We start from the raw sequence: 24,175 nt of genomic DNA on the forward strand, positions 1-24,175 counted from the left end.
AACCATATTTATTGATAATTAACCCAAATCTAAAGCCCCAAATATTTTGCATAAGCTGATTCATAAAATTTTAGATAATTACAAAGAGGAAATAAAAGCAGTTGAGGAATCTAATCTTAACGATTTCAATAATGTTGAACAAGGTATTTCCATTTCAAGACAATACTTACAGCAATTGCGAGTTTGTGTAAGAGAAAATGAATTTCAAGACAAACAAAATGAAATCATATTCTTTAAAAAACATAAACCCCACATCTATAGCAGATTGAAATTTTATGCCAAACTCTACAATTTCTTGATAAATAGACCTGCGGGAACAATAAAATCTCAACAGGAATTTATTGATTCAGAAATAAATAGGCTACAAGAAAGTAATCGACGAAATATAGATTTCATTAAATATTATAGAGAGGATTCTGAACTTCTGGATGAATTCTATTTTCTGCGAGGAAATGATAAAATTAGCTTGGTATCAAACACCTCTCATTTTTACACGGATGCTGAATTTTCCACAAGCCACGATAATGCCATTGCTAAAATTATGGCATATGACCTATTAATTAGTCATTACTCTGAGGAATTGAATAATTTGAGAGGATTATCCTATGGCATACCGAATAAGCTGAATACTCTATCAAACGGTGAGCGACTTGGATGGACAGCCTCAAAAACAGACCTAATTGAATTGATTTATGCCTTACAGGCTTCAGGAGCGATAAAAAGTGGTACGGCTGGGATTAAAGAGATGGCTTCGGCTTGTGAAGACATCTTTGAACTCAAACTCGGAAATGTTTATAGAACTTTTCTCGAAATTAGAGAACGGAAAATTGACCAAACCAAGTTTATCGATAGACTGAAAGCAACACTTTTAAGGAGAATGGAGGAAACGGATGGATAAAATTCATTTCGCTTAAATGTTAAATTTCTTCCCAAGTTGGGTACTACTTGGGAAAAAATAAAATTAATTTTAGTTATTATCATTTGGCATATACTATTTTCAGGACAACCGCTAAACAAAACTAATTTAAACCATTGAAAATGAGTATATAAAAACACCCAACTTGGGTATGACTTGGGATTAATATCCAATAAATCATCCCAAATTTGTAGAACGAAAGTCAAATCGACAGATTCACGAACACTTTTTTATTAAAATACTAAAGCTCGTGAGTTAAATCAGGTCAGGGGCTATCAAATTAGTTGAAAAGTGATAATGATAGCCCCTTTCTTTTAAAACCGTTCTATTATGCCAGCAAATATTATTACCACAGACGATCTTCGGGAATTTAAAATAGAATTGCTCGATGACATTAAAAACCTTCTTTCCAAACAAGCTACTGGAAAACTCAAAAAATATCTCAAATCTTCAGAAGTTATGGACTTGCTTCAAGTCAGTCCAGGAACATTACAGAATCTTCGAATCAATGGTACGCTACCATACACAAAAGTTGGAGGCATAATCTATTACGATGCCGAAGAAATTCAAGATGTAATGACCTCAAACCGTGTACAACACAAGACAAATTCTTAAATGATGAACTACATAAAGCTACTTAATGCGGCTTTTGAAAAGTTCTTTTTTGATGACCGCCTCAACCCAACACATATAAGTCTCTATATGGCACTGTTCCAAGAATGGAACAGTAGCCGATTTGCAGATGAATTTTATGTGAACCGTCGAGAATTAATGCGTGTAGCCAAGATTGGCTCAAAATCCACTTACCATAGATGTGTGACAAACCTTGATTCTTGGAACTATCTCACCTATTTCCCTTCCAATAACCCCTACAAAGGAAGCAAAATCAAGATGGCCATTATCGGTACAAGTGATGAACCGGATATGGGACGGTACGATCCCATATTAGAACAGCTTGCGGAACAGTACCATCCCATCCGTGAACCTGTTATGGGACAGCACCGTCCCAAAAATGAACAAGTAGTGGACTCAAACCGTCCCGTGAGTGGACAAGCATTGGTATCTACTATAAACAATACCAAACAAGTAAACAATATAAAACAACCAAAGGGCTGGCAGGCGGTTATTGATTTTTTTATTGAAAAAGGTTTTAATGCTGATGAAGGAAAAAAATTCTTCGAGCATTATGAAACTCGGAATTGGCAAACGAGCGATGGAAAAGAAATTCGAGACTGGCGAGCCTTGGCCACTAACTGGATGGGCAGAACAGAGTTATATGCCAAAGAAAACAAACCAAACAAAAAACAAGCGTCCCAAATCAAGGACAACTTGCGAACCACTAAAAACAAAGATTATGGACAACCCCTCTAAAATTACCGAAGGTGGCGTGGAATACTTGCTCGGAAAGTTTGATGGCAAGAGTGTTCTCTACGATTTTGACAAAATCCTGATTTACCTGAATGCTAAAGGAAAGTTACTCTTTGGAAAAAATTTCCGAATCTTCGATGAGGACACGGCCATCATTCGTAAACTCTGCCATTATTTCATCAAGGACAAAGAGAACTGTGAAAAGAACGGAATTGATATCGACAAAGGCATTTTACTTTCTGGACCTGTAGGATGTGGAAAAACCACCTTAATGAAATTGCTACGCCATATCGTCCCAATGCAACGACCTTATGAAATGATTCCTTGCCGGAACGTGGCTTTCAGTTTTAACCACCTCGGTTTTAAAACCATTGAAGAATATGGTAACACCAAATTTTTCTGTTTTGATGATTTGGGTGTAGAGCCAGCTGGTCGGTTTTATGGAAAGGATCTAAACGTAATGGGCGAAGTGCTCTTATCTCGATACGAGCTTTACCTACAGACAAAACGTAAAATAAAAACCCACGCAACCACCAACCTCAATGCCGAAGAACTGGAAGAACGCTACGGTAACCGAGTTCGTAGCCGAATGCGAGAACTTTTTAATTTGATTGCTTTTGATACCAAGGCTACGGATAAACGGAAGTAATTGCTATTCACTATTAAACTTTGGCAAAAAATGTGTATTTTGCCAAAGTTTAATTCAAATATCGTTGTTCTGGAACAAACTATTAAAGATAAAATACCAACATACTTTGTTGACCAGCAAGCTATTTCAAAAACCAGTCTGGTAGAGCTTATTCAGAAAGATTTTCCAAACTTAAAGGAAAGTTCTATCACTGTGTATTTGTCTAAACTTAAAAAAAAAGGTGTGTTAAAAAACCCATCCAGAGGTAAATACACTTTAAGTGGAAAAGATAGATTTATTCCAGTTATTGATACCAAATTAAAACGACTGTACAATAAAATAAAAAAAGATTATCCATTCATTGAATTCTGTGTGTGGAACACTTTATGGTTAAACCAATTTATGCGCCACCAACCCTTTAGATTTTACACCATAATTGAATTGGAAAAAGATGTGGTACAATCCGTTTTTTACAAGTTGAAAGACCAAGGCAAAACCGTTTTTACAGAACCAGATGCTGAAACTTTCGAGCTGTACGTTCATAATAGTGATAATGCAATAATTTTAAAGCAGTTGGTATCCGAAGCACCTTTAGTTCAATCCGAAAATATCATTATTCCATCCCTTGAAAAATTGTTGGTCGATATGCTAATAGACACTAATTTATTTGGTGCACAACAAAGTGAATTGGAATTTATTTACCGATCGGCATTCGAAAAGTTTGAGATAAGCAAAAGTAAAATGAAACGCTATGCCCACAGGCGTAATAGAGAGACGGAAGTTGAACAATTAAGCAATTTAACTTTGGCAAATAATTAATTTTATTGCCAAACATTAATTTTAATGATTAAAGAAACTACATATCAACCAGAGTGGATTTATGAAGTCAAAAAAAGACTAGGTAAAAAGTATGATCCAAAACTTATTGAAAAGGTTATCTATGCCTTACTGTTTTTGGAACAACTTGAAATCAACAAACTCGATTTTATTTTTAAAGGAGGAACTGCATTATTGTTGGCAACAGAAGAGCCTAAAAGGTTTTCAATCGACATCGATATTATTACCGAGCAAAGCCAAAGCGACATAGAATCTGTTCTTGAAGCTATAAGTAAAGAAACTGAAGCGTTTACACATTGGGAAGATGACAATGACAGAAAGCACACGCCTGATGCACCAGTTGGTCATTTCGAGATGTTCTACAAAAGCAATGTAGATAGTCGTGTTGAGCCAATTTTACTGGATATTCTCTACACACCAAACCCTTATCCCGAACTTACAGAAATTCCGATTGCTCACAACTGGCTTCAAACACAAGGGAAAATCACAACAGTAAAAATGCCAACGTTTGATGCCATTTTAGGCGATAAGCTAACTGCGTTTGCACCAAAAACCACAGGGATTTTATACAGCAAAGATAGACCAGTTGAAATTATCAAACAGTTATTCGACGTAGCGTTTTTAATGGATAATATTTCGGACTTAGCAACAGTCCGTAACAGCTTCACAAAAGTAGTTGCAGAGGAAATAGCGTTTAGAAAACTAAACATAACCTCAGAACAGGTTTTGGAAGACACCCAAAAAGCCTGTTTTATACTTTCCGTCCGTGACACAAATTCCGAGGAATTTAAACATCTGCAAACTGGAATAAGCAATTTTACCAATTTTACATTGGTAAGGTTCAATATTGAAGAAGCCATTACAGCTGCTTCAAAAGTTGCATACCTATCTGAACTGATTAAGGCTGGTATTGATAGCGAAATCGAAAGGTTTACAAATCCGCTTGAGGTTAAAGATTGGTTGATTGAGAACCCTCAATTCACTAAGCTAAATAAATTGAAAAAGAGCAATCCGGAAGCTTTCTTTTATTGGTATAAGAAATTTAGTATTTAACTCGACAACAATCCGGTAAGAAACGGAAGTGATATTACTGAATGAGTTGCTTGCTATACACAAGAAGTCCCATATCAATTGATACTTCTCGAAAGTTCAAACTTTTGGAAATCTGTCTTTAAAAAATCAAATTTTTTCTGAAACAATCTAGCAATTTTATTGCTTGCTGTAGCAAATATCAACTGCCTAGATTCATTAATTACCATACTTCTAAGGTAGTCTAAAAATGAAAGAATGTTTAGGTCATCAGTATAAGTTACTGGGTCATCAAAAATGATTAGGTTAGGCCCTTTAGCGAGTTTCTTATTTAACGCCAAAAAAACAGAAAGTGCCAATGCGCTTCGTTGACCAGTACTAATCTGTGATATTGGTACTTCTTGCTCTGAGTCCTTTTTATATAAAACTATTTTATTTGAACTAAACGATAGCCTGGAAAATTCTTTTGGTGCGTGAATGCTTGTAAAGATTTCACTTATTTCATTTTCATTTTTTTGAAAAAAATCGACTAATACTTTTTCTTCGCTATCTTCTAAAATAATCTTATTCAAAACTTTTAAAGCAGATGTTGCCCTGGCCTTTTTAGGCTTTAGCTTTTCTATTCTACTATCTGCCTCTTTAATGAGTTTATTAGCTAGGGTAAATTCTTCAAACTTGACTTTTTGTTCTTTAAAAGTTGAAAAGGTTTTATTTAAACTCTCTAAACTATGCCTCATTTCAATTATAAAATCATCTTTAGTAAAATCAATGTACGTTCTGAGTTTTACAAAATATTCTCTATAAGATTGATATTCTTTAATTTGAAAATCAATTTCTTCGTTGTATCTATCTTGGCTAAAGTTATCGTCCAATAGCTCTTTAATCGACTCGTCAAGCTTATATAATTGCTCATTTACCTTTTCAATTTCACTTCTAATAGTATCAATTTTTTTCTGAGCATTGTTTTTTAAATCTTCGAATTTTGATTTGTTCTCAGCCTTAAATTCTAAAGTTGGGTATTTAGAAGAAAGTGTGTTTTTAAGTTTCAAAAAATCATCTAAACTATATCCTTCTAACCTTAAATCTAAAGACAAGTTCTTCAGTTGGTCTAATTCTTTTTTTGAAATGGCTAATTGTGATTTTTCAGTATCAAGTAAGGGCTGCACCTCTGAAATTTTTACTTTCAGGTCTTCTTCAGTAAAATAGCCCTTAAGTAACTTTTCATAGCTTTTTGACTGTTCTAGTTTAATATTGATTTTAGATATTTCTTTTTCAAGCTCACTAATGTTTTTATTGAAGATTTCGATGCTTTTTGCACTTTCTTTATCATTGTATTGAGTTTGCACCTTAGCTTCTAATTCTGCCTTGGTATGTGGTGTATTACATAAAGGGCAAGCGTCCAGATTTTCTTTTGCTTCAATATATTCTTTCCCATAATACTTAATATCTATCATTAAAGCATTTATCTTATCCAAGGCATTTTTTAGAACTTGAAGCTGTTCTCTACTGCGCCTTAATTCATTCTTTTTATTGGTCAACAGGTTATCTTGAGTATTGTTGAACTCTTGAAAAGTAGAGTTGTTAGCACTTATTTTACTTATATCGAGTGCTTCAATTTCAGAAAGGAATGTCTCTATTTTATTTACCTTTTTTTCTAGTGTTTTGATGTCCTCATCAATAGTGGCAATTCTAAAAGATTTGGGGTTTTTTAAATATAATAACGCATCATCAATACGTGTTAGAGTTGATTCGCTTTCCACAACAATTTTTTGATAATCCTTAATTTTACCATTAAATTCTTTTTTATTAGCTGCAAGGGTTTTTAATTGAGATTTCAAGGTTTCTAAGTTGGATATTCTCTTCAAAACATCAGATTCTTTTACTGTTTTAGAGTGTATTATTGAATTGAGAAGTGAAAAAGCAACGCTATAATCTTCTTCAAACTTTTTAGTTTCATCATTTATAGTCTGTGGAAGAAATCCTTTCCACTTTAATTGTCTTACTTCAGTTAAAAATTTTTGAAATACTTCCTCTGGGTCAGAAATTTGTTTTAACCTTTCTTTTTGATCATTGGCTTTTGCCTTAATGGCTTCCTCGCGTTTAGTAGTATCGTTGAACTTATCTAACTTTTTTGAAATCCTATCCCTAAATTTAATTACCCTATCTCTAATTGCGCCAAACTCTGTACCAAGGGCAATGGCAGAAAGGTAAGTGGTTAAATCATTGCTACTGGCATTATTGGATAGATGATAGGCACTATCACTATTATAAAAGTTGTATCTGTTAAAACTATGATGAAGCGTATTAGACCCTCGTTGGCTGTATCGCGTATTGTACCAATAGTAGTCTCTTGCCTTAAATTTTGGAATAGAGTTTACAAAGGCATCCTCTTTTTCATCTAAATCTACATCATACTTTGCTACTATTGCGCCAGAATTAGGCAAATCGTTTTCATTTCTGGCGTTGTTTCCTGTAATTACCAATTCAATAGCTTCCATTAAGGATGTTTTCCCAACACCATTAGGGCCAGAAATAAGATTCACTTTACCGAATTCAAAATTTCTTTTTTCAGGATAATCTCGATAATCATCATTTAATTTTAAAGATGATACTTCGTCCAAAACAAAATTTTGAGTCTCATCTGGTTTAGAATCTACTGGTTGAAGCACTTCTACATCCTTAGTTTTATTATCGATATAACGTGGCACAGCATCAACATAATTTTCATTACTGAACACTTCTTGCAAATCGGCTTCAGTTAGTTGGGCTTTCCATTTCTCAACAATATTTTCCTCTGCGGCTGAAGATGCTTTTTCATAGGTTAAGTAATCCTTTAGTTCATCTAAAGTAAAAACAAATTTTCTGGCGTAGGTTTCGTCTTTTTCAATGTCTCTCTTAGTTGCAGAAGGCAAACTGTTTCTTAGAAAGATTAAATAATAATTCCATTGTAGATTTCCTTCTGAATTAAAATAATCTTTAGACAAGTACTTCTCTTGAAACTCGTTAAGATTAATATCTTCATTTTCATAATCGATATCAAAGATGTATTTAGCAACCATATCATCCTTATATTTTTGATTGAGGTATAATTGCTTTCCTGTTTCACTTGAACTTGTGATTGTAAAATCTGAAGGAAGTATTTCTTTGATATTCTCTAAGGTCATTATTTTGTTATTGAGGTAATATTAGTTGGTTTTTCTAAAGTAATTCTTGGTACATCGGTAGCTGCATAAGCATAATTATTTGCAATCATATTTGGCTTGTACCATACTACGATTCTTTTATTGCTTAAATCTTCGGCAGGAAATAGTTTTGTGAGTTTATATAACATTTGTTGTGCATCAGCCTTTGATTTGTGGCCTATAAATGCAACGGTTGCTATTTGGTCGTCATTACTGACTAAATTATAATTGTACCTCATTCCGTTTTTGTTAAAGAACATAACTTCATTGCAATTGTCTTTAAATGATGCAATAATATCAGGGAATAAATCGTTATTGGTCAATATGTTTAGATTGAGGTCTTCGACTCTTCCAATCTGAGTAGTACGATATTCTTTACCATCATTATCAAATGTTACTGTATATCTTTTTATGGCTTCTGTATCTTCCAATAAAAAACTTTTGAGCTTATTTACTATGTACCAATTTGAACCTGTTTTAAACTTTGAAAGTTCTCCAGTAGTAAGGGCAATTAGGCGCTCTTTATCTAAAAAACTTAAACCCTCACTTGTTATATTTTTACTTTGAATTTGGATACTATCTATAAAATCTCGGAACCCATCGGTTGTATTAGGTATTGGTTCGAAAATTTCTAACTGCTCATTGTAAGTGTAAATTTCCTCTAATTTAGGTCCTCTTCTTCGATTTACTGGTAATGGTGTTAACCCAACTGCCGGCTTACGAATCCTCAAATAAAAGAATTCAATTTCAGGTGTAAAATAGAAATTATGTATTCCTGATTTTTTATATAAATAATAAAGACCTTTATTGTGGTTATCATCAATTAATTTTTCCTCAAGAGGACTTTCATTGATTATGTGCTCTGTTGTAATAGCAATATTAGATTTACAATAATGAGCAAAAAAATTAGGAATACCAGTTGCACTTCCCTCAGAACTCCAATTTAAGGATATAACATCTTTGTTTGATTTTTCTAATATATTATTTCTAAATGTTCGGAATACGCTGTGACTTGGCTTTGGATTCATTTGAATACTTAGGATTATAAACGGTCTCGTGTCCCAAAATCCTGGTGCATTGGGAAAAATAGCTGCGCCATTAAAAATCATTGCATCTGAACATATTACTGTCGCTAAATTTATTGAATCTTCCGAGTTACGAAGTATATATAAATGTTCTCCAGAAATAATTTTTTGCTGTTCTAAATCGTTGTTCCAAACACCCATATGTTGAGACTTGAATTGTATTAGAACTATCAGCTTTTCTTGTCCTTCCTGATTGTTTGCCTTAAAGATATATAAGCAAGGGTCTAATAATACACCCCCTGGTGCATCATCGATAACATCGTTATAAACTACCTCAATATTACCTAATCCATTATAAGTTTCTTGAAAAGTCACAACTTCTTCAGGTGTAATGGATTCACATCCTAAAACCCACAGTTTACCTCTATTGGGAAATCGATTTACATCGTCTAAAATGTTTCTCACACTTGCCCAAGGACAAGAATATTCTGGCGTTATTACCAATGAAGAATTATTGGCTCTTGCTTTAGATAAAAAATCATTAAACTTTATGCTTTCAGCTTCGCTATTTTGGTTTCCAAAAAAATTGTCGTCAAAATGAAAAACACCTTTATGCTGTAATAGTGATATACTGTTTAGATTAGTGTTTCTTTTTAAGATTTCTAAATCAATAGCGTAGTCATTAAGTATTTCGTCAATAAATATATAGGTCATTAAGATAAAGGCATTTCAAATTTATTTGTCTTAAATATGCTATTAACAAAAGTAACCTTGCTTTATAGAAGACAGTTTATTTTTTCAAAGATAAAAATTTAACAAACATATATTTTATGCTTTATTGAATAAATCCAAACTTCCGTAATAAGGACAATAAATCCATCGATTCTTCCTCAACCCAATTATCGTCATTAATTAGATTGCTTATTTTATTTTGTTGTTGTTCTGAAAAATCATCTTGTTTTAGTCCAGAAAGTTCTTTTTTACGCCATTTGCTATTATGATGTGGCGAATCTACGGGTAAGGCTTCGTCTAACGATACAGGCTCAATTAATGTAATTGATTTGTCTTTTTCTTGAAAGATACTTTTAACTCTTGAAAAAATAGAAAGTCCGTGGTGATCCCAATCACAAAAATAAAAAAGTGGTAGCTTTAGTTTTGTTGAAGGAATAGCTTTTAATGGATTGGTATTGTTGCCGCCAACGTGCCACAGTTCTATATTATTCTGCTTGTATTCATAAGGTACTTTTAAACAAGCTAAGTTTTCACAAATCACAATCATTTTAGGGTTTTCGCAATCCACCACAAAACGCCATTGTGCATTTTTTGGGTCTTTCTCTGGGAATTCGTCTATTTCTAGAAGCTGTAATACCGCATTTCGCAAACTCGGTCTATTTGTTAAGTATTTTGCACCTTTACCTTTAAAGACTCTTGCCGAAAAAGTATATTCAGTTGTAAGATTCTTTTTAAGTTCGTCTTTTTGATAAAAAATGAAAGCTAAACTTTTTAAGTCGTCTTCATTATACGTTTTATGGGCATTACTTTCTAAACCTGCTCTTTTAAAAAAATTAGAATAGTATTCAAAATAATCCAAAAATTCTTTTTCGTAATATTCCTTAAAACCATACTTGGCTTCTAGAATTTTAGGATTACCCATCTTAGGTTTAATTAATTTTTTTTGCTTTATCAAAACTTGTTTAATAAAGCTATTGTTACTTATTTTTAGATGGGTTTTATCTTTTTCATACAATTGGTTAAGACCAATCAAATACTTCCATTCAACGTTTTTTCTCATTCCTGTTAGGTGCGAATTAGGTTCTTTATAAATTAGTTATTGTTATTGCCAAAATCGCCAAAAATTGGAACTGGTTCGTAATTGACCTTATCGGATTCTTCCAAATTGTTATGCAGCAGATAAATGTATTGGTTTAGCATATCAACTTTATAAGGTTGTATTGATAGTGATATGATTTGGTAATCATTTGCCTTTGCTATATCGTAGAGCATATCAAAATTACTTCCAAGTCCAGCTGCTTCATCAATTGGCATAAATCGTATTCCATCCCTAACCTTATCTTTTGCATCCCTATTAATTAATGAAAGTCTAGCAATACACAAAAGTGCAATTGCTGCATAGGTTTGACTTGTGCTTCCTGGGTTTCTTTTTCCGTGTAAAGACTGAATGGTAAAATTGAGTCCATAGTAAGATTTAGGATTAAGCAATTCCCATACCTTGGGCTTTAGATTCCTAGAGCCACCACATCTGTAAAAAGCTTCTTGCATTTTTTCTTCGAGAGACGTGTATTTTTCCAATTCATTAGAAACGCCTTGTAGGTCGTTAAAGAGGTTGTTATCGCTCGATACTTTAATGTCTTCACGTATTTTCTCAATAAAATCTTCCATCCAGCTTCTGGGATAACTGCCTTCAAAGTAAATAGACAGTTTTGCCCTGTGACCACCAGTAATTGTTTTATCGTCTGCATCAATGAAATCTCTTATTTTCTTAGAGTAATATATTTGTTCACTTACTTCGGTGTTCACTTTGTCAACGACACTGGTTAACTTCTGAAGTTTTCTAATGTTTAGCTTTTTGTTCTTGATATTTATATCGTCAAGCAATTTTTTGATGCGTGGAATTATTTCATCATCTTCTAAATCCTTTTCCGAAAAAATCTCTTGTGGTAAAATTTCTGAACAAATCTGTTTAAAATCATCTGTTCCTAAATAACGGTTTTCCTTTTGCTTTAAAAATTCCTTGACCACCAAATCATATTTGATGCTATATTGTTTTTGACATTCGGAATGATGTATGCTTTTTTCTTCCAAAAAATCTGATGAAATATTGGCTTCTTGGATTTTAGCTTCTGAAACAAGTTTAGAATTCCCTGAAGTTAATTCTTCTAATTCAATTTTAAATGCATCTATCGCTCTATCTGCATTTTTCAAGTCCTCTACTGCGATGCCATTTTTTGATTCTTCTGTTAGAATAGAAATAAAAGTATCATATAAATTCTTTTGTTTCTTAAGTTTAGTGTTTAGGCTTTTAAAGCCACCCGTATCTTTTGCCTCAAAATTATATTTTGTAATTAATTGCTGAACATCAGCATTAATTTCAGGAATTGAAATTGTTTTTAGGCTCGTCTCTAATCCTTTAATTAGAGAAGAATTTCCAGTACGCTTTTCGTCTATTTGTCTGTATGCTTTGTTCGCTTTTTTTAGACCGTCATAAATCTTTTCGTGATCATCTAGAAGTTTTAAATATCGTTTAATAGTATCTGAGGTTTCCTCAAACAACTCGTGCTTATTAAACTTGGCATTAACATCTTTTAATTCCCAAGACGAAAAATATGTTGATGGGTTTTCGAGTGCAGTCAGCATTTTATTTAAGATTGTCCAATTCTTTAATTTCTTTTCTAAATCTTTGATGTCATTTTCTAACGTTATCCTTTGGTTTAAAAAATAGTCCTTGATTTTATCTGAATTACCAGTATCGAATATAGGGTCTTTTACATAATGGATGTATTCACGCACACCACCCAAATCCAGCCAAAAACCATTTTCTTCATCCTTTGTAACCTGTAGATTTTCAATTAACAGTTTTGGCTCTGGAATGTAACGTGAATTTATTTCATTTGTTGGTTCTTTGGTGGTAATGTTATCGTTTTGATATTTATGTACAACACTTTCTTCTTTTGGGCTCAATTTTCTTTTAAGGTTTAACGCCCAATGTGCAAGTGAAGAAGCATCATCTAAATTATTGAGAACTTTTAATTTCTTTTTTTCTTCGAGTGAAGACGCAAATCCTTTTAGGGTTTCGGCGATAGTTTGAATGGTGTTTTTGTTGAGTTTGTCATTTTTTCCGAAGAAAACGTAAATACTATTTTCCTTTAAGAGTGATTTGAACTCTTCTATTCGCTCAATGTCTTGTTTGTTCTTATGATAGTTGTAATAATGTTCTGAAAGTTCTTGTCCATTTTTCTCAAAATGTTCCATCCAAGAAAAGTACTTTTTCAAGTCGTCGCTTTTCCCTTTCCATAATAATTTCTCTTTAGAGGCCTTTTCAAATTCCTCATCCAAAGCAGGTGTGTTCAATTTTAGTTTTTCAACTTTGGTTTCGGCAAAATTTCTAAGTCCGCTCAACTTATCTCGATTATTAAAAAAAGCATCCAAACTTTGCACCATATCATTATAAGATGATGATATCTGCTGATTTAAATAATGGTATTTTGTGTTTATAAATTCTGTTTTAGCTTTATCCCTTTCCTTTTTTAGATTAAGCAGTTCTTGCAGTTCTGTTTGTTTATGTGTCAACCTATCTATCTCATCTTTATTAGATTCAAATTGACGGATATCGCCACTCAGTTCATCTACAGCTTTGTCAAACTCGTGCTTTAGTTCTTTTTCTTTTTCATTTCCAAAAAGGAATTCTTGAATACGTTCGCTTTTCTTTATGTCCAATGACTCTCTTGAAAATGCTTGAATGATTTTAGCATAACTTTTTAAGGATTCTTGGTTGATGGATAAGTCAACTGGAATGATAAAATTTTTAAACAATAGCTTGTGAAATGTATCCATCCTAGTCCACGACTCGCAGACAAATCCTTTAGTATCGAATATGTGATTTTTTAAATCTTCAATAGGTAACAAACTGTTATCCTTTAAAAAATCTGAAAAACCAAGAGGCTGGTTGAATGGAACCAACTCGTCCTCTGGTTCAAATTTTTCGCCTTGTTGAATTATAAAAGACCGCGAACTTCCTGTGCTTTCAAGATATATGCCTATAACTACAAAAGCATCTTTTTTAAGTTCAACATTTATAAAGGTATAACCCATATCTGTGCCTTTACCAGAAGTTCTCAGCACCATTGTTTTTGGTTTTCTTGGCTCACTGCTATCCGTAGGTGAATGAAATGCACCAGAACCCACAAAGATGAGTTGCAAAATATCTGCAATCATACTTTTGCCAGAACCGCCTTCGCCAACAAAGTCTGTTCTAAAAGGGTTAAAATCATAATCAAACGATTGATGATGCACAATGCCCAAAGTAGATAGCCTTTTTATTCTAGGGTATCGTTTCATCTCAATTCATTTAGTGTTTCGTCCATATTGTTTATTAAATCTTCGTGAATGGCAATCAACCTGTCAAAAGCAGGTAACAAATCGAACTCATCGTCGTTTAGCGTTACCCAACCTATTTTTTTAAATTCCCTGAGTGCTGATTCTACAGTCGCATCTATAGCTTCATCGTTCAAATTGCCTGGATTGGTATTCCTTGATTTAGCAATCAATCTATAAATACCGGGTTTTAAATCTTCATAATCAATCCTTATCTTTTTTTGCAGGTCTTTTACCGAAACCATATCAATTTGGTTGTCAATAAAAAATATCTTGTAAATAACAAATCCGATTATAACGTGTTCACTTTTCATATGATGCCTATGTCCTGCATCTATCTGACCTCTTGAGGAACCAATAAAATCCAAAAAATAGTAACCTCTTGTTTCTGTTCCGCCAAATGTCAATTCAACATTGAATAAAAATCGATAATATGCCTTTAGACTGTCAATATTTGAATAGATATAATTGTAGAACCTTGCCTGATTGCCTTCCCTTTGAAAATGTACACCATCTTTTAACATATAGTCCAGAGAGGCAAATAGCTCTTGGGTGTCCGGATGATTTAAAAATTTTACCCTTATATCTTCTGTATGTTCATTTTCCATAAACTTATATGTTCTATTTTACTATTGGTCTGCTTTATTTTGTTCATTTTAAAATTAAAATCATTTGATTTACGTGCTTGTTGAATTGAACTGTAAATTGCACTTACAGCTATTTGTCCATCGTTAGACTCTTCCATTATTTTAAAGAAAGTTGCAGACAGGTCAATAGTTCCTCTTAATTCTATTTCGGCAATAATGTGTTGTTCCCATTTCCTAATCAAATCCTGTTGACTGAGTATCCTTAAAATACCTTGCGTATTTTCTTTAATCTTAACTTTATTTGTTTTGTAGGCAGTTCGTTTTTTTTGTTTTGAAGGGAACAATTCTCTTTCACGCTCAATAATTTTAAAGTTGGGTGTATCTATATGCAAAACAGGATTATTAATATTTTTTGGCAAAAGTGTTTCTTTTCTACCATTGACTGTACTTTTATCTAATAAGAAATGTAGAAATTTTTCAATTTTACTATTGAACTGTGGCCTGTTTAAAATAGCGAACAACTTTCTGATTTTTGGTTGAATTCTATCTAGTTTTCTATCAATGGAATCTAACCTTTCGTTGAGATATTTTATAAAGAAATGAACCTCTGCAATTAAATCGTCTGTTTCAGAATCGGTGTCTTCTCGCTTTTCTAGGATTGAGCGTATAATTTTGGTTTCGCTATATGCTGATGCAAGTTCTCTACTTTGCTCTTGTGCTTTATCCAAATTGTTTTCAACTTCTTTTAGAAGGTCAATAAATTTTTTATCGGATTTAGTGGGATTATTTTTAAGCTTATTTACCGATTCTATAATCTGTCTGTCCAAAAAATCTACCTGTTCCCTGAGGTCGGGTTCATATTTTCTGAACTCGGATGTGAGCCAAAATTTTAAATCCTCTAAAGTTTCCCTTTGCCTTAATGAAGCCGTGAGCAAACTACAAATCTTTTCGATATGAGTAGGACTGAAGTTACCTTCCAAGGTTTCTTTTGCGTAAGTATAAAACCTATAGGCGTAATCTTTAAAATAGTATTTTTGGGTTTCTTGATTATAGTCTAAAAAGTATTCCTGAAGCTCTTCAATGTGCGCACTATAAATTTCCTTTGGATACCTTTCATTTGGTTTGCTTATCTGTGCAAATGCATCGTGAAGGTCTTTTTCGATGAATTTTCCATCAGGCAGCGATTTATTTTCAATTTTCTCAAATAAAACAATAACTGCCAACCCTACTTCTTTCTTAGGAAAAAGTAGTTGGTAAACACCAGGTTCTTTAATCTCTTTTACAAAGTCAAAATTTATTTTATCTGTTTCGTTCAATTTTAATATTCAATCATTTTTTTAGTGAAAAATCCTATAAATATAATTAATTGAATTTACCTTATTTACAGTTATTCGCATTTTTGTTAAGCAGAAGCTTTAATTCGGTATATAACAAACGAAATAGTGACTTTACACAAACAATAACTTCATTAAATAGTTCTTTCATCTTATTGGTTTAAGGTTCTAAAAATCAAATAGGCTAGTCGTTTAATGTGGCTTGAGCTTGATAAGTAATGACCTTCATCTTTATTACTCAAAAAACCCAATTCCAAAAGCACAGAAGGACAATCACTAATTGTTTCCCGCAACACCTGAAAATTGGCGAACTTCACACCTCTACTATCATATCCTATAGCTTTGCAGAGCGTTTTTTCTATTTGATAGCCGACAAAAACAGATTCTTTAGAATACTTCGCTTGTTTCTTTGAAGCATAAACTTCTACTCCTCTAGCATTTGGATTATCTGAATGATTGCAATGCAACGACACAAATAAATCAGCTTTTAGAATTTTAGCAAGTTTAGTTCTATCCGAGAGCGAAATAAGCGTATCCTTATATCTGGTCAAATAAATATCTAAAGGTTTTTTTAATTCTTTGTTTAGCTTCAAAATGGCAATCGCTATATCCATTACTATGTCCTTTTCTTGGATTTTATTTATTCCTATTGCTCCAGTATCTTTTCCACCGTGTCCAACATCAATTACAATTCGTTTTTGGTTTGTGGTTTCCTGCCCAAAAATGAAGCACATTTTTAGAAGCAAAATCACAAAACTGACGTTTTTGAGCACTTTTTTCATTTTCAAGTTTTGGGTTATTAACAATTCAACTTCTAAAAATCATAAAATTTGATACCAAATAACAATAACGGAATTCAAACAATATCAAATAATATTTTATTCACAAATATTTGATTTTCAGTTATTTGTGAGCAAATATATGTAAATTTCCAATAACAAAAACAACACAAAATTTTAAACCGTTACGTTATGAAAAAATCAATCTATCTAGCAACTTTTCTGTCTTTGCCCTCAACATCGCTATTCGCACAAATTGGTGGCATTGAAGATTCCGTAAATGATGTAGGTGATACTATAAGAACCATCTTTCCAATTCTGCTCGGTGTCATTTTTCTAGTTGGTTTCCTCTTTAATGCAGGACATTTCTTTGGTGAGAACGCAGATTTAAAAAAGGGAATTACCAGAGTTTTGGTATTTGTCCTTATTGCAGGTGCAGTAGTAGGCATCTTCACATACCTAATCGGAATCGTAGTCTAAGTCGCTAAGCGACATTCAGTAATCAATACATTGGCTTATGAAAAAATTCGAGGTTTATAAAAACATTAGGAAACGGGCAGTCATTTTTGGGCTGCCCATTTCCCTGTTTGCATTAATGATGGTTTCCATTCTCGCATCCCTTTTGGTCATTATTTTCTCTTTCAGTTTTGGGATAATTATAGGCATACTGGTTTTTAACGCTGCCCTATATATTGCGTTGACAAGAATTACCCATAACCCTCAGCTATTTCAGACGGCTAACGCCTTCCCACAAATCATTAGTAACAAAAGAAATTCTGGCTTCGATTATGAATAAGATGAACCTTTCTGCATATCAACCCATCGTGGAAATTCAAGACAATATCGTTTTTGCCAATAATGGTAATGTGATAATGTGTTATGAAGGTAACCTACCTGAAATCTATTCCTTATCGGAAAAAGACTTTGAGGATATGCACGGTGCCTGGTTTCAGGCCTTAAAATCTTTGCCAGTTGGTACGGTTGTTCATAAACAGGATATTTATTTGAAGAAATCATATACCTCAGAACAACTTCCGAATTCAACCTTTTTAGAAAAAGCTACACACGAGCATTTTAAAGGTCGTGGGCATATTGAACATAAATGTTATCTGTTCTTTATTCTGACTAAAAACAAGGCACTCAACAATTCCAAATACGTTAACCCTTTCCGAAAGGTTTCAAAGGGAATCGTTCAGGAACTGGACGATAACGTAAAAAGCTTTGCCAACTCGGTAAGCGATTCCGTTTCTTTTATCAATAATAGCCGAAAAATGGAATTTCTACCACTCAATGCCGAGGAAATTCAGAAACTAACCAACGGTTATTTCAATGGTTTCAATGAGGGATTTGATACCGATATCATCTTAGATAAAAAAAGCGTCAATATTGGCGAAAACCATTTTGATGCCCTGGCCATCAACAGCGAACTGTGCTTTGGCGAAAGTGTGCAGAGCAGCAAAACCAATGAGAAATTCACTTCAGACGATTTTGTGTTTCATCAAGGGTTTATTGATGGCATAGGGCTTACGCTTAACGAAAATCATATCGTCAATCAAATCATCTATCTGGATGATAAACAAAAGTGGCGCAAGCTGCTCGATAAAAAAGTTGAAGAATTGAATAAAAGTTCCAACTTCGGTTCGCAGAACAAAGTGGTTCTGGGTAAAATCCAACATATTCTTGACCAAATCAATGCGGATGATAATGCACGGATTATTCGTGGTCATCTCAATATTGTCTATTGGGCAAAGGAAGCCAAAGAACTGGACAAAATCACGTCCAAAATCAAGACCGAATTTAAGGAACTGGATATCATCCCATATTATCCACGTGGCGAAGAGCGTAAAAACTATATTCTTAATAGTTACTGCTGCTTTTCTTCCAACTTTTCAAATCACGATTTATATGTGACAGATTTAAAGCACGCTCTGTGTCTGTTCATTAACAATACCAATTACAAATCCGATAACACCGGAATCATCTTCAATGATAGAGAACATAACATTCCAGTGCTAAAAGATGTTTGGGATGAAAAAAAGAAACGGATCAAGGCACGGAATTTTGCCATTTTTGCACCAACGGGTGAAGGCAAATCGTTTTTGGCCAATAATATCCTGCGCCAGTATTTTGAAAGCGGTGTACGGGTGGTCATCATTGATTTGGGTGGCTCGTACACCAAATTTGCCAAACTCTATCCTGAAAAATATACGGTGCTTCGCTACGAAAGTGGAAAGAACTTGGGTATCAACCCTTTTTACATAAGTGATACAAATGACCTAACACCTGAACGCTTGGAAGACTTATCCGTTTTTCTATTTGAGTTATTTGCATCAGATTTAAAGGTTACTAAAGCACAATCGGTATCGGTTAAAAAGATTCTTCGGCATTATTACAATAGCAATTCAGAAAATCACTCTTTGGATGGTTTTTACAGCTTTATAGAAAGGAATCAGAAAGACCTTCTGAGCACCTTAAAAATCCATCCCGACTACTTCAATGTCACGAGCTTCTTGCACGTAATGTCCGAATATGTCTGTGATGGTCTATATAGCTTCCTGTTTGAAGTCAGCGAAGACCAGACCTATAAAATTGAGGATAAACGATTGATAGTGTTTGAACTTGATGAAGTTAAGGACAATAAGGAAATCCTGTCCGTGATGTTGAAACTGATTAAGTCAGCTATCCAAAGAACCATCTGGAAGAATAGAGCTGAAAAAGGCATTATCCTGTTCGATGAGTTTGCCAAACAACTGAAGTTTGAAAACGTATTGGAAAGCGTGGAATTCTACTATCAAGCCATCCGTAAACAAAACGGTGCGATTGGGATTATTCTACAATCCATAAATCAATTGCCCAACAATTCGACTTCAGCAAGTATTCTCGAAAACACACAGGTCATTTATAGCTTGAACAATGAAAAAGGGTATGACGAATTGGTCAAAAGGCTCAATCTATCCAGCCACGACTTGAACCAATTAAAATCCATCAAAAACAACCTTTCCGGTCCGCGCAAGTACACCGAAATGTTCATCAAAATTGGTAGGGAAAGTAACATTTTCCGGCTTGAAGTTCCGAAGGAAGTGTACGCAGCTTACCTGACCGATGGACAGGAAAACGAAGAAATAATGAAGCTCTATAATGAGCATCAGGATATGCAAAAAGCAATTATTCAATTCACATCTAAAACATAATATTATGAAGACAAAAATTAAAATTTTAGTAATGACTGTAGCCCTGACCTTGTTTATGTCAGGTAATGCTACCGCACAAGGAATGCCCACTTATGATAATACCAATTTTATCAGTTTGGTAAAACAACTATTGGAATCAGGTAAACAAACCGCTCAAATGATTAAGTCTGTAAAATTCCTAAAGGATGCTAAAGAAGCCATCGAGCAAGTATCAAGCGTAGTTCAACAACTCAACGCTGTCCAAGAAATTGCAGACAACAATCAGCGCCTTATCAATGTAATGCAAAATGATTTACAGGACATTTTAAACTCGCCCTACATCAAACCAGATGAAGTTTCAAGGGTTATGGAATCGTTCGATGCCATAGTTCAAAATTCTTTGGACACGGTAGATTTTATCGATGAAGTTCTATCCAGTGATTACCTAAAAATGAGCGATGCCGAACGTGCTGAAATTCTAAAGGCGAAAGAACTGGAATCCAAACAAATGGTTTCCAGTATCACGATGAAAACAAAACGCTATCGTGACATTATTTCTTTTAGAAAAATGCAGGATAAAGTCAATAATCGAGAAACCGAATACTAAAAATGACCGCGACCATTCTCTTAGGAATCGGGCTGGAATATATCGATACCGTCTTCCAGACCATACAGGCCAGCAACTTTTCGCAATATACCATTGCGGGAATGAAAACGCTCGCTGTCCTGTTTTTTCTGGTCAACATCCTTAAAAAGTATAATGAAGGCATTGCAGATAAGGACGGTTATACCTGGGGATTGAGTCCAGGCGAACTTGTTAAGAATTTTGCCATTGTCATTTTGGTCATATTCTCGACACAGGTCTTGGGCTTTTTCGATGGCATTTTAGTCGCTATCGAAGGGCAATATCGTGGTACAGCACCTGCCTTGTTGCCTTTACAGATGCAGGATATTCCTTTAGAGGAAGACGTAAGTCTCTTTGATGCCGCAAGTTCTGCAATGACGCTTCTATATGAAGCCTTGGTAACACCGTTATACGGTTTTAAAATATTGGCATTCATCCTAAGTACGATACTCTGGATATTGGATCTGTTCATTTATCCGCTATTCCTTGCAGAACGTTTCTTCCTTTTGGGAATAATGCAAGCCTTCTTTCCTCTGGTCATTAGCCTTGCCGTTTTTGAGAAGTTCCGTTCGCTCGCTTATACCTTTTTCAAATTGTATGCTGCTGTATATATGTTAGTGCCGGCATTCTTTTTAGTCAATGTATTTGTTAACGCTATTTATACGGAAATCAACACCAATTTCTGGGTCAACTTATTTGGTACTGATACAGGTCAGGGCTTTTTTGCGCCTGTGGTTCAATTAGGTTCAGTCGCATTTATTGTTTTCCTGAAATTCAAATTGTATAAACGTGCCACGTCCTTTACACTCAGATTATTTACCGCCTAAATCAGATTAAATATGAAAACACCATACAAGAATATTTATAACGTCCTAAAATTGAATCGGTTTATCGTTTTGGCAGTCGTTGTCTGTGCATTGCTTTCCAGCACATTTTCAGTTTGGATGGTATTCAACACCAATCAAAAAGCGCTCAATAGTGCTTTTGCCATTAATACGGATGGCAGTATCATTCCGCTGAAGCTCGTGACGCAAAAGGAAAATTTTCGGGTTGAAGCTTTGGCGCATTTGGATCTGTTCCACAACTACTTCTATAACATCGATGCCAGTAATTATGAACGCAATTTGGAAAAAGCATTGTGGTTGGGTAATAGTTCCGTGGACAATCTCTACCGCCAGAAAAAAGCAGATGGTGTTTACAATAGATTGCTTCAGTATTCCTTGGTTCAAAAAGTACTGAGTATCGATTCACGGATAAACGAAAATAATGGCTCTTACAGTTTTACCACGACTACCATTTTTGAAATCAATAGAGGCACAATCATCGACACTTACGAATTGGTTTCCACCGGAAACTTGATTATGGTTGACCGAAACTTCCCCAACAATCCACACGGACTTCTAATTACAAATTACTTCGAGAACACCTTAAAAAAACTCAATGATGAAAGTTGAAAAAAACAAAATAGTATTTGCAGCGGTTTTGGCCGTGATTTTCATATTCCTGATTTCCTATTCCGTAATGGTTATGGGCGATGATGAAAGTGAAACTGAAAACCTTAAACAGACCTTAGTGCCAGATTTGGAAGAAGACCAAAAAGAGTACGATTCCAAATTAGATGCAATTAACGACTTGAAAAAAGTTAGAGAAAATAATGCGCCCAGCATCTATGATGAAAAGCTGATTGATTCCTTGGGATTTTACGACCCAGATTTACCGGAACGCGAAAAAGAGCGTATCGTAGATAGTATCTATGAAGCTGGTAAGATTCAGTATTCAGAGAAACGTTACCAGAATTTGGGACAAAAAAGAACTGTTCGCAAAACGGTATCAAAAATTGATTCTGCTGAAGTAAAAAGGGAACAAGAAATTGAAGCTAAAGAATCGGGCTTAGAACATCAATTGTTCTTTGCTGCTTCGCCAAAACCCAATGAAGTTTCAATCATAGGTAATACAGATGAAACTATATACGTGGTAGTAGATGGCGACCAGATAGTCAAAGCGAATACCAGATTACGAATGCGCCTTTCCAAGACAGCTACCATCAATGGTAAGCTGATGCCAAAGAACACACCTATTTTCGGTTTTATAAGCTTTCAGCCTAATCGTGCGCTCATTGAAATTGAAAACATAAAGCATCATCCTACAAAACTCAAAGCCTTTGATTTGTCAGATGGTAGTGAAGGTATTTACGTACAGAATAATTTTAGAGCAGAAGCCACCACCGAAGTTCTCGACGATATTATTGGCGACATCAACATACCTACCGTACCACAAGTTGGTGGTATATCCAAAGTACTCAGACGTAACAACCGAAACGTAAAAGTTACGGTATTGAATAATTATAAATTAATTCTAAAACCTAAATTATGAGAGCAACAATTTTAATATTTGCGATACTGATTTCCGCTTTCGCGAAAGCTCAAACATCTACAGTTCTCGATACCATATATGCCAACGACACCAAAAACGTTGCATTATTCTTCCCTGAACCTATTCGGCAAGGAATAACTGGTTCAGATAATTTTGTTTTTACTTACAATCGTGAAAAAGAACAGTATTTTGGACTTCTTCAGGCAAAGCCTGGGAAGGAAAGTAATCTGTTGGTAGTCAATAGAAATGGTTCAATTTTTTCGTATATTGTAAGATATAAAAAACAGCTATCTAAGCTCAATTATTTCATTCCGCTATCCAATAGTATCGGAAATGAGAAACCAATTAAGGTCGATTCGATTCTTGCTGAATCTTCTGAAGAACGTGTAGATAATAGAACGTATTACTATCAAAAATTCTGCTCGTATCTTCTTAACAGAAACCAGCGTATCGGTCGGATTAAGAAGCGAACGCAAGGCATTGTCTTGACTGTTGAAAATGTTGTTTTTGATAAGGAAGAACTCTACTTCGTTATCCAGATTGAAAATAATTCTACTTTGGATTACGATTTGAATTTCTTAAACCTTTCGATTGAAACAAGACAAAAAGGGAAAAGAAAATCGTTGCAACGCCTGTATCAAGAACCAACGTACAAACACAATCTGCCTTCAAAAATTGCAGAAAGTGAAACTGTGCGCTTCGTTTATGTATTGCCCAAATTTTCATTATCTAATGACCGTAGGGCGATTTTAGAATTGAATGAAAAGGATGGCGAACGAAACATTGAAATGAAACTATCACATAGATATATTAACAACCCAAATTAATACTGTTATGAAAAAAATTGTCGTTTTCTCGCTCGTACTGCTGTTCCTTTCTTGTGCCGATTCTGATACTAAAGTTTCGGGACCAAGTGCCACAGCCCAAATCGTCATCGAAAGCTTTTATGAAAAAGATGAGGAAGCTTTAAAAGCCAACTCAACACCACAGGCATATTCTAATTATATGAATACTATAAATATGTTTAATGCGACGGTAAAGGATGATTCAAACTTTACAGTTTTGCAGGATACGATTATGGGTGACGTGGCTTGGGTAAAATATACTACAGCCTATGATAAGACACCGGGCCTTTTTAAACTGGTTAAGCAAAATGGCAAATGGTTGGCGGATGCGAGAGGCTCAAAAGATAAATCGCCTTTTTAGCTTA

Annotated in this window: 21 protein-coding genes; 14 read left to right on the forward strand and 7 right to left on the reverse strand. The window is 34.3% G+C overall.

What is annotated here, in order from left to right; translation table 11 throughout:
- Nucleotides 1–46 precede the first annotated feature (46 nt).
- From D9R05_RS06035 to D9R05_RS06060, 6 genes are all read left to right on the forward strand, one after another.
- Nucleotides 47–898 (forward strand): RteC domain-containing protein, encoded by an 852-nt coding sequence (locus tag D9R05_RS06035; protein ID WP_121666320.1) that lies wholly within the window; start codon nt 47–49, stop codon nt 896–898.
- A gap of 348 nt (nt 899–1,246) precedes the next feature.
- Nucleotides 1,247–1,531 carry a helix-turn-helix domain-containing protein gene (locus D9R05_RS06040; protein ID WP_121666321.1) on the forward strand — a complete coding sequence of 95 codons (285 nt, stop codon included), beginning with the start codon at nt 1,247–1,249 and terminating at the stop codon, nt 1,529–1,531.
- Nucleotides 1,532–1,534: 3 nt separating this feature from the next.
- Nucleotides 1,535–2,287, forward strand: a complete 753-nt coding sequence (locus tag D9R05_RS06045; RefSeq protein ID WP_121666509.1) for a hypothetical protein — start codon at nt 1,535–1,537, stop codon at nt 2,285–2,287.
- A complete protein-coding gene (locus D9R05_RS06050) occupies nt 2,271–2,933 on the forward strand; it encodes a P-loop NTPase family protein (RefSeq protein WP_121666322.1) in 663 nt (220 codons plus the stop codon). Before D9R05_RS06045 ends, D9R05_RS06050 begins: the two co-directional genes overlap by 17 nt.
- Nucleotides 2,934–2,972: 39 nt before the next feature.
- A complete protein-coding gene (locus D9R05_RS06055) occupies nt 2,973–3,731 on the forward strand; it encodes a DUF6577 family protein (protein ID WP_240462948.1) in 759 nt (252 codons plus the stop codon).
- A gap of 24 nt (nt 3,732–3,755) precedes the next feature.
- Complete coding sequence (locus tag D9R05_RS06060) at nt 3,756–4,802, forward strand: nucleotidyl transferase AbiEii/AbiGii toxin family protein (RefSeq protein ID WP_121666323.1); 1,047 nt, start codon at nt 3,756–3,758, stop codon at nt 4,800–4,802.
- Between the two features lie 74 nt (nt 4,803–4,876).
- Here the strand turns inward: D9R05_RS06060 and D9R05_RS06065 are convergent, their stop codons facing one another.
- The 7 genes from D9R05_RS06065 to D9R05_RS06095 form a co-directional block, all read right to left on the reverse strand.
- Nucleotides 4,877–7,942: an AAA family ATPase gene (locus D9R05_RS06065; protein WP_121666324.1), complete on the reverse strand. Its 3,066-nt coding sequence runs from the start codon at nt 7,940–7,942 to the stop codon at nt 4,877–4,879.
- On the reverse strand, nt 7,942–9,699 hold the full coding sequence (locus D9R05_RS06070; protein WP_121666325.1) for a hypothetical protein: 1,758 nt from the start codon (nt 9,697–9,699) through the stop codon (nt 7,942–7,944). The genes D9R05_RS06065 and D9R05_RS06070 overlap by 1 nt, the downstream gene beginning before the upstream one ends.
- Before the next feature lie 121 nt (nt 9,700–9,820).
- On the reverse strand, nt 9,821–10,777 hold the full coding sequence (locus D9R05_RS06075; RefSeq protein WP_121666326.1) for a Wadjet anti-phage system protein JetD domain-containing protein: 957 nt from the start codon (nt 10,775–10,777) through the stop codon (nt 9,821–9,823).
- Nucleotides 10,778–10,809: 32 nt separating this feature from the next.
- The gene (locus D9R05_RS06080; RefSeq protein ID WP_240462949.1) at nt 10,810–14,061 is read right to left on the reverse strand and encodes a rhoptry family protein; all 3,252 of its coding nucleotides are present in this window, start codon (nt 14,059–14,061) and stop codon (nt 10,810–10,812) included.
- Entirely contained in the window at nt 14,058–14,705 is a 648-nt protein-coding gene (locus D9R05_RS06085; protein ID WP_121666327.1) for a condensin complex protein MksE, read from the reverse strand. The genes D9R05_RS06080 and D9R05_RS06085 overlap by 4 nt, the downstream gene beginning before the upstream one ends.
- Entirely contained in the window at nt 14,678–16,000 is a 1,323-nt protein-coding gene (locus tag D9R05_RS06090) for a gluzincin family metallopeptidase (protein ID WP_121666328.1), read from the reverse strand. Before D9R05_RS06090 ends, D9R05_RS06085 begins: the two co-directional genes overlap by 28 nt.
- 170 nt (nt 16,001–16,170) lie before the next feature.
- A complete protein-coding gene (locus D9R05_RS06095; protein ID WP_121666329.1) occupies nt 16,171–16,800 on the reverse strand; it encodes an N-acetylmuramoyl-L-alanine amidase family protein in 630 nt (209 codons plus the stop codon).
- A gap of 189 nt (nt 16,801–16,989) precedes the next feature.
- On the opposite strand from D9R05_RS06095, the gene D9R05_RS06100 reads away from it, so the two are divergent.
- The 8 genes from D9R05_RS06100 (at nt 16,990) to D9R05_RS06140 (ending at nt 24,171) form a co-directional block, all read left to right on the forward strand.
- Nucleotides 16,990–17,277 (forward strand): hypothetical protein, encoded by a 288-nt coding sequence (locus tag D9R05_RS06100; protein ID WP_121666330.1) that lies wholly within the window; start codon nt 16,990–16,992, stop codon nt 17,275–17,277.
- Between the two features lie 308 nt (nt 17,278–17,585).
- Nucleotides 17,586–19,988, forward strand: a complete 2,403-nt coding sequence (locus D9R05_RS06110; protein ID WP_121666332.1) for a TraG family conjugative transposon ATPase — start codon at nt 17,586–17,588, stop codon at nt 19,986–19,988.
- Nucleotides 19,989–19,992: 4 nt separating this feature from the next.
- Nucleotides 19,993–20,574, forward strand: coding sequence for a conjugal transfer protein (locus D9R05_RS06115; RefSeq protein WP_121666333.1), 582 nt, complete (start codon nt 19,993–19,995; stop codon nt 20,572–20,574).
- Nucleotides 20,575–20,576: 2 nt separating this feature from the next.
- Nucleotides 20,577–21,419: a hypothetical protein gene (locus tag D9R05_RS06120; protein ID WP_121666334.1), complete on the forward strand. Its 843-nt coding sequence runs from the start codon at nt 20,577–20,579 to the stop codon at nt 21,417–21,419.
- Between the two features lie 12 nt (nt 21,420–21,431).
- Nucleotides 21,432–22,046 (forward strand): conjugal transfer protein TraK, encoded by a 615-nt coding sequence (locus D9R05_RS06125; RefSeq protein ID WP_121666335.1) that lies wholly within the window; start codon nt 21,432–21,434, stop codon nt 22,044–22,046.
- Nucleotides 22,036–22,965 (forward strand): conjugative transposon protein TraM, encoded by a 930-nt coding sequence (traM, locus tag D9R05_RS06130; RefSeq protein WP_121666336.1) that lies wholly within the window; start codon nt 22,036–22,038, stop codon nt 22,963–22,965. The genes D9R05_RS06125 and traM overlap by 11 nt, the downstream gene beginning before the upstream one ends.
- Entirely contained in the window at nt 22,962–23,792 is an 831-nt protein-coding gene (locus D9R05_RS06135; RefSeq protein WP_121666337.1) for a DUF4138 domain-containing protein, read from the forward strand. The genes traM and D9R05_RS06135 overlap by 4 nt, the downstream gene beginning before the upstream one ends.
- A 7-nt stretch (nt 23,793–23,799) precedes the next feature.
- Nucleotides 23,800–24,171 carry a hypothetical protein gene (locus D9R05_RS06140; protein ID WP_121666338.1) on the forward strand — a complete coding sequence of 124 codons (372 nt, stop codon included), beginning with the start codon at nt 23,800–23,802 and terminating at the stop codon, nt 24,169–24,171.
- The last annotated feature ends 4 nt before the right edge of the window (nt 24,172–24,175 follow it).

It is taken from the genome of Mesonia aquimarina (genome assembly GCF_003667275.1).
In the GTDB taxonomy this organism is placed as follows: Bacteria; Bacteroidota; Bacteroidia; order Flavobacteriales; family Flavobacteriaceae; genus Mesonia; species Mesonia aquimarina.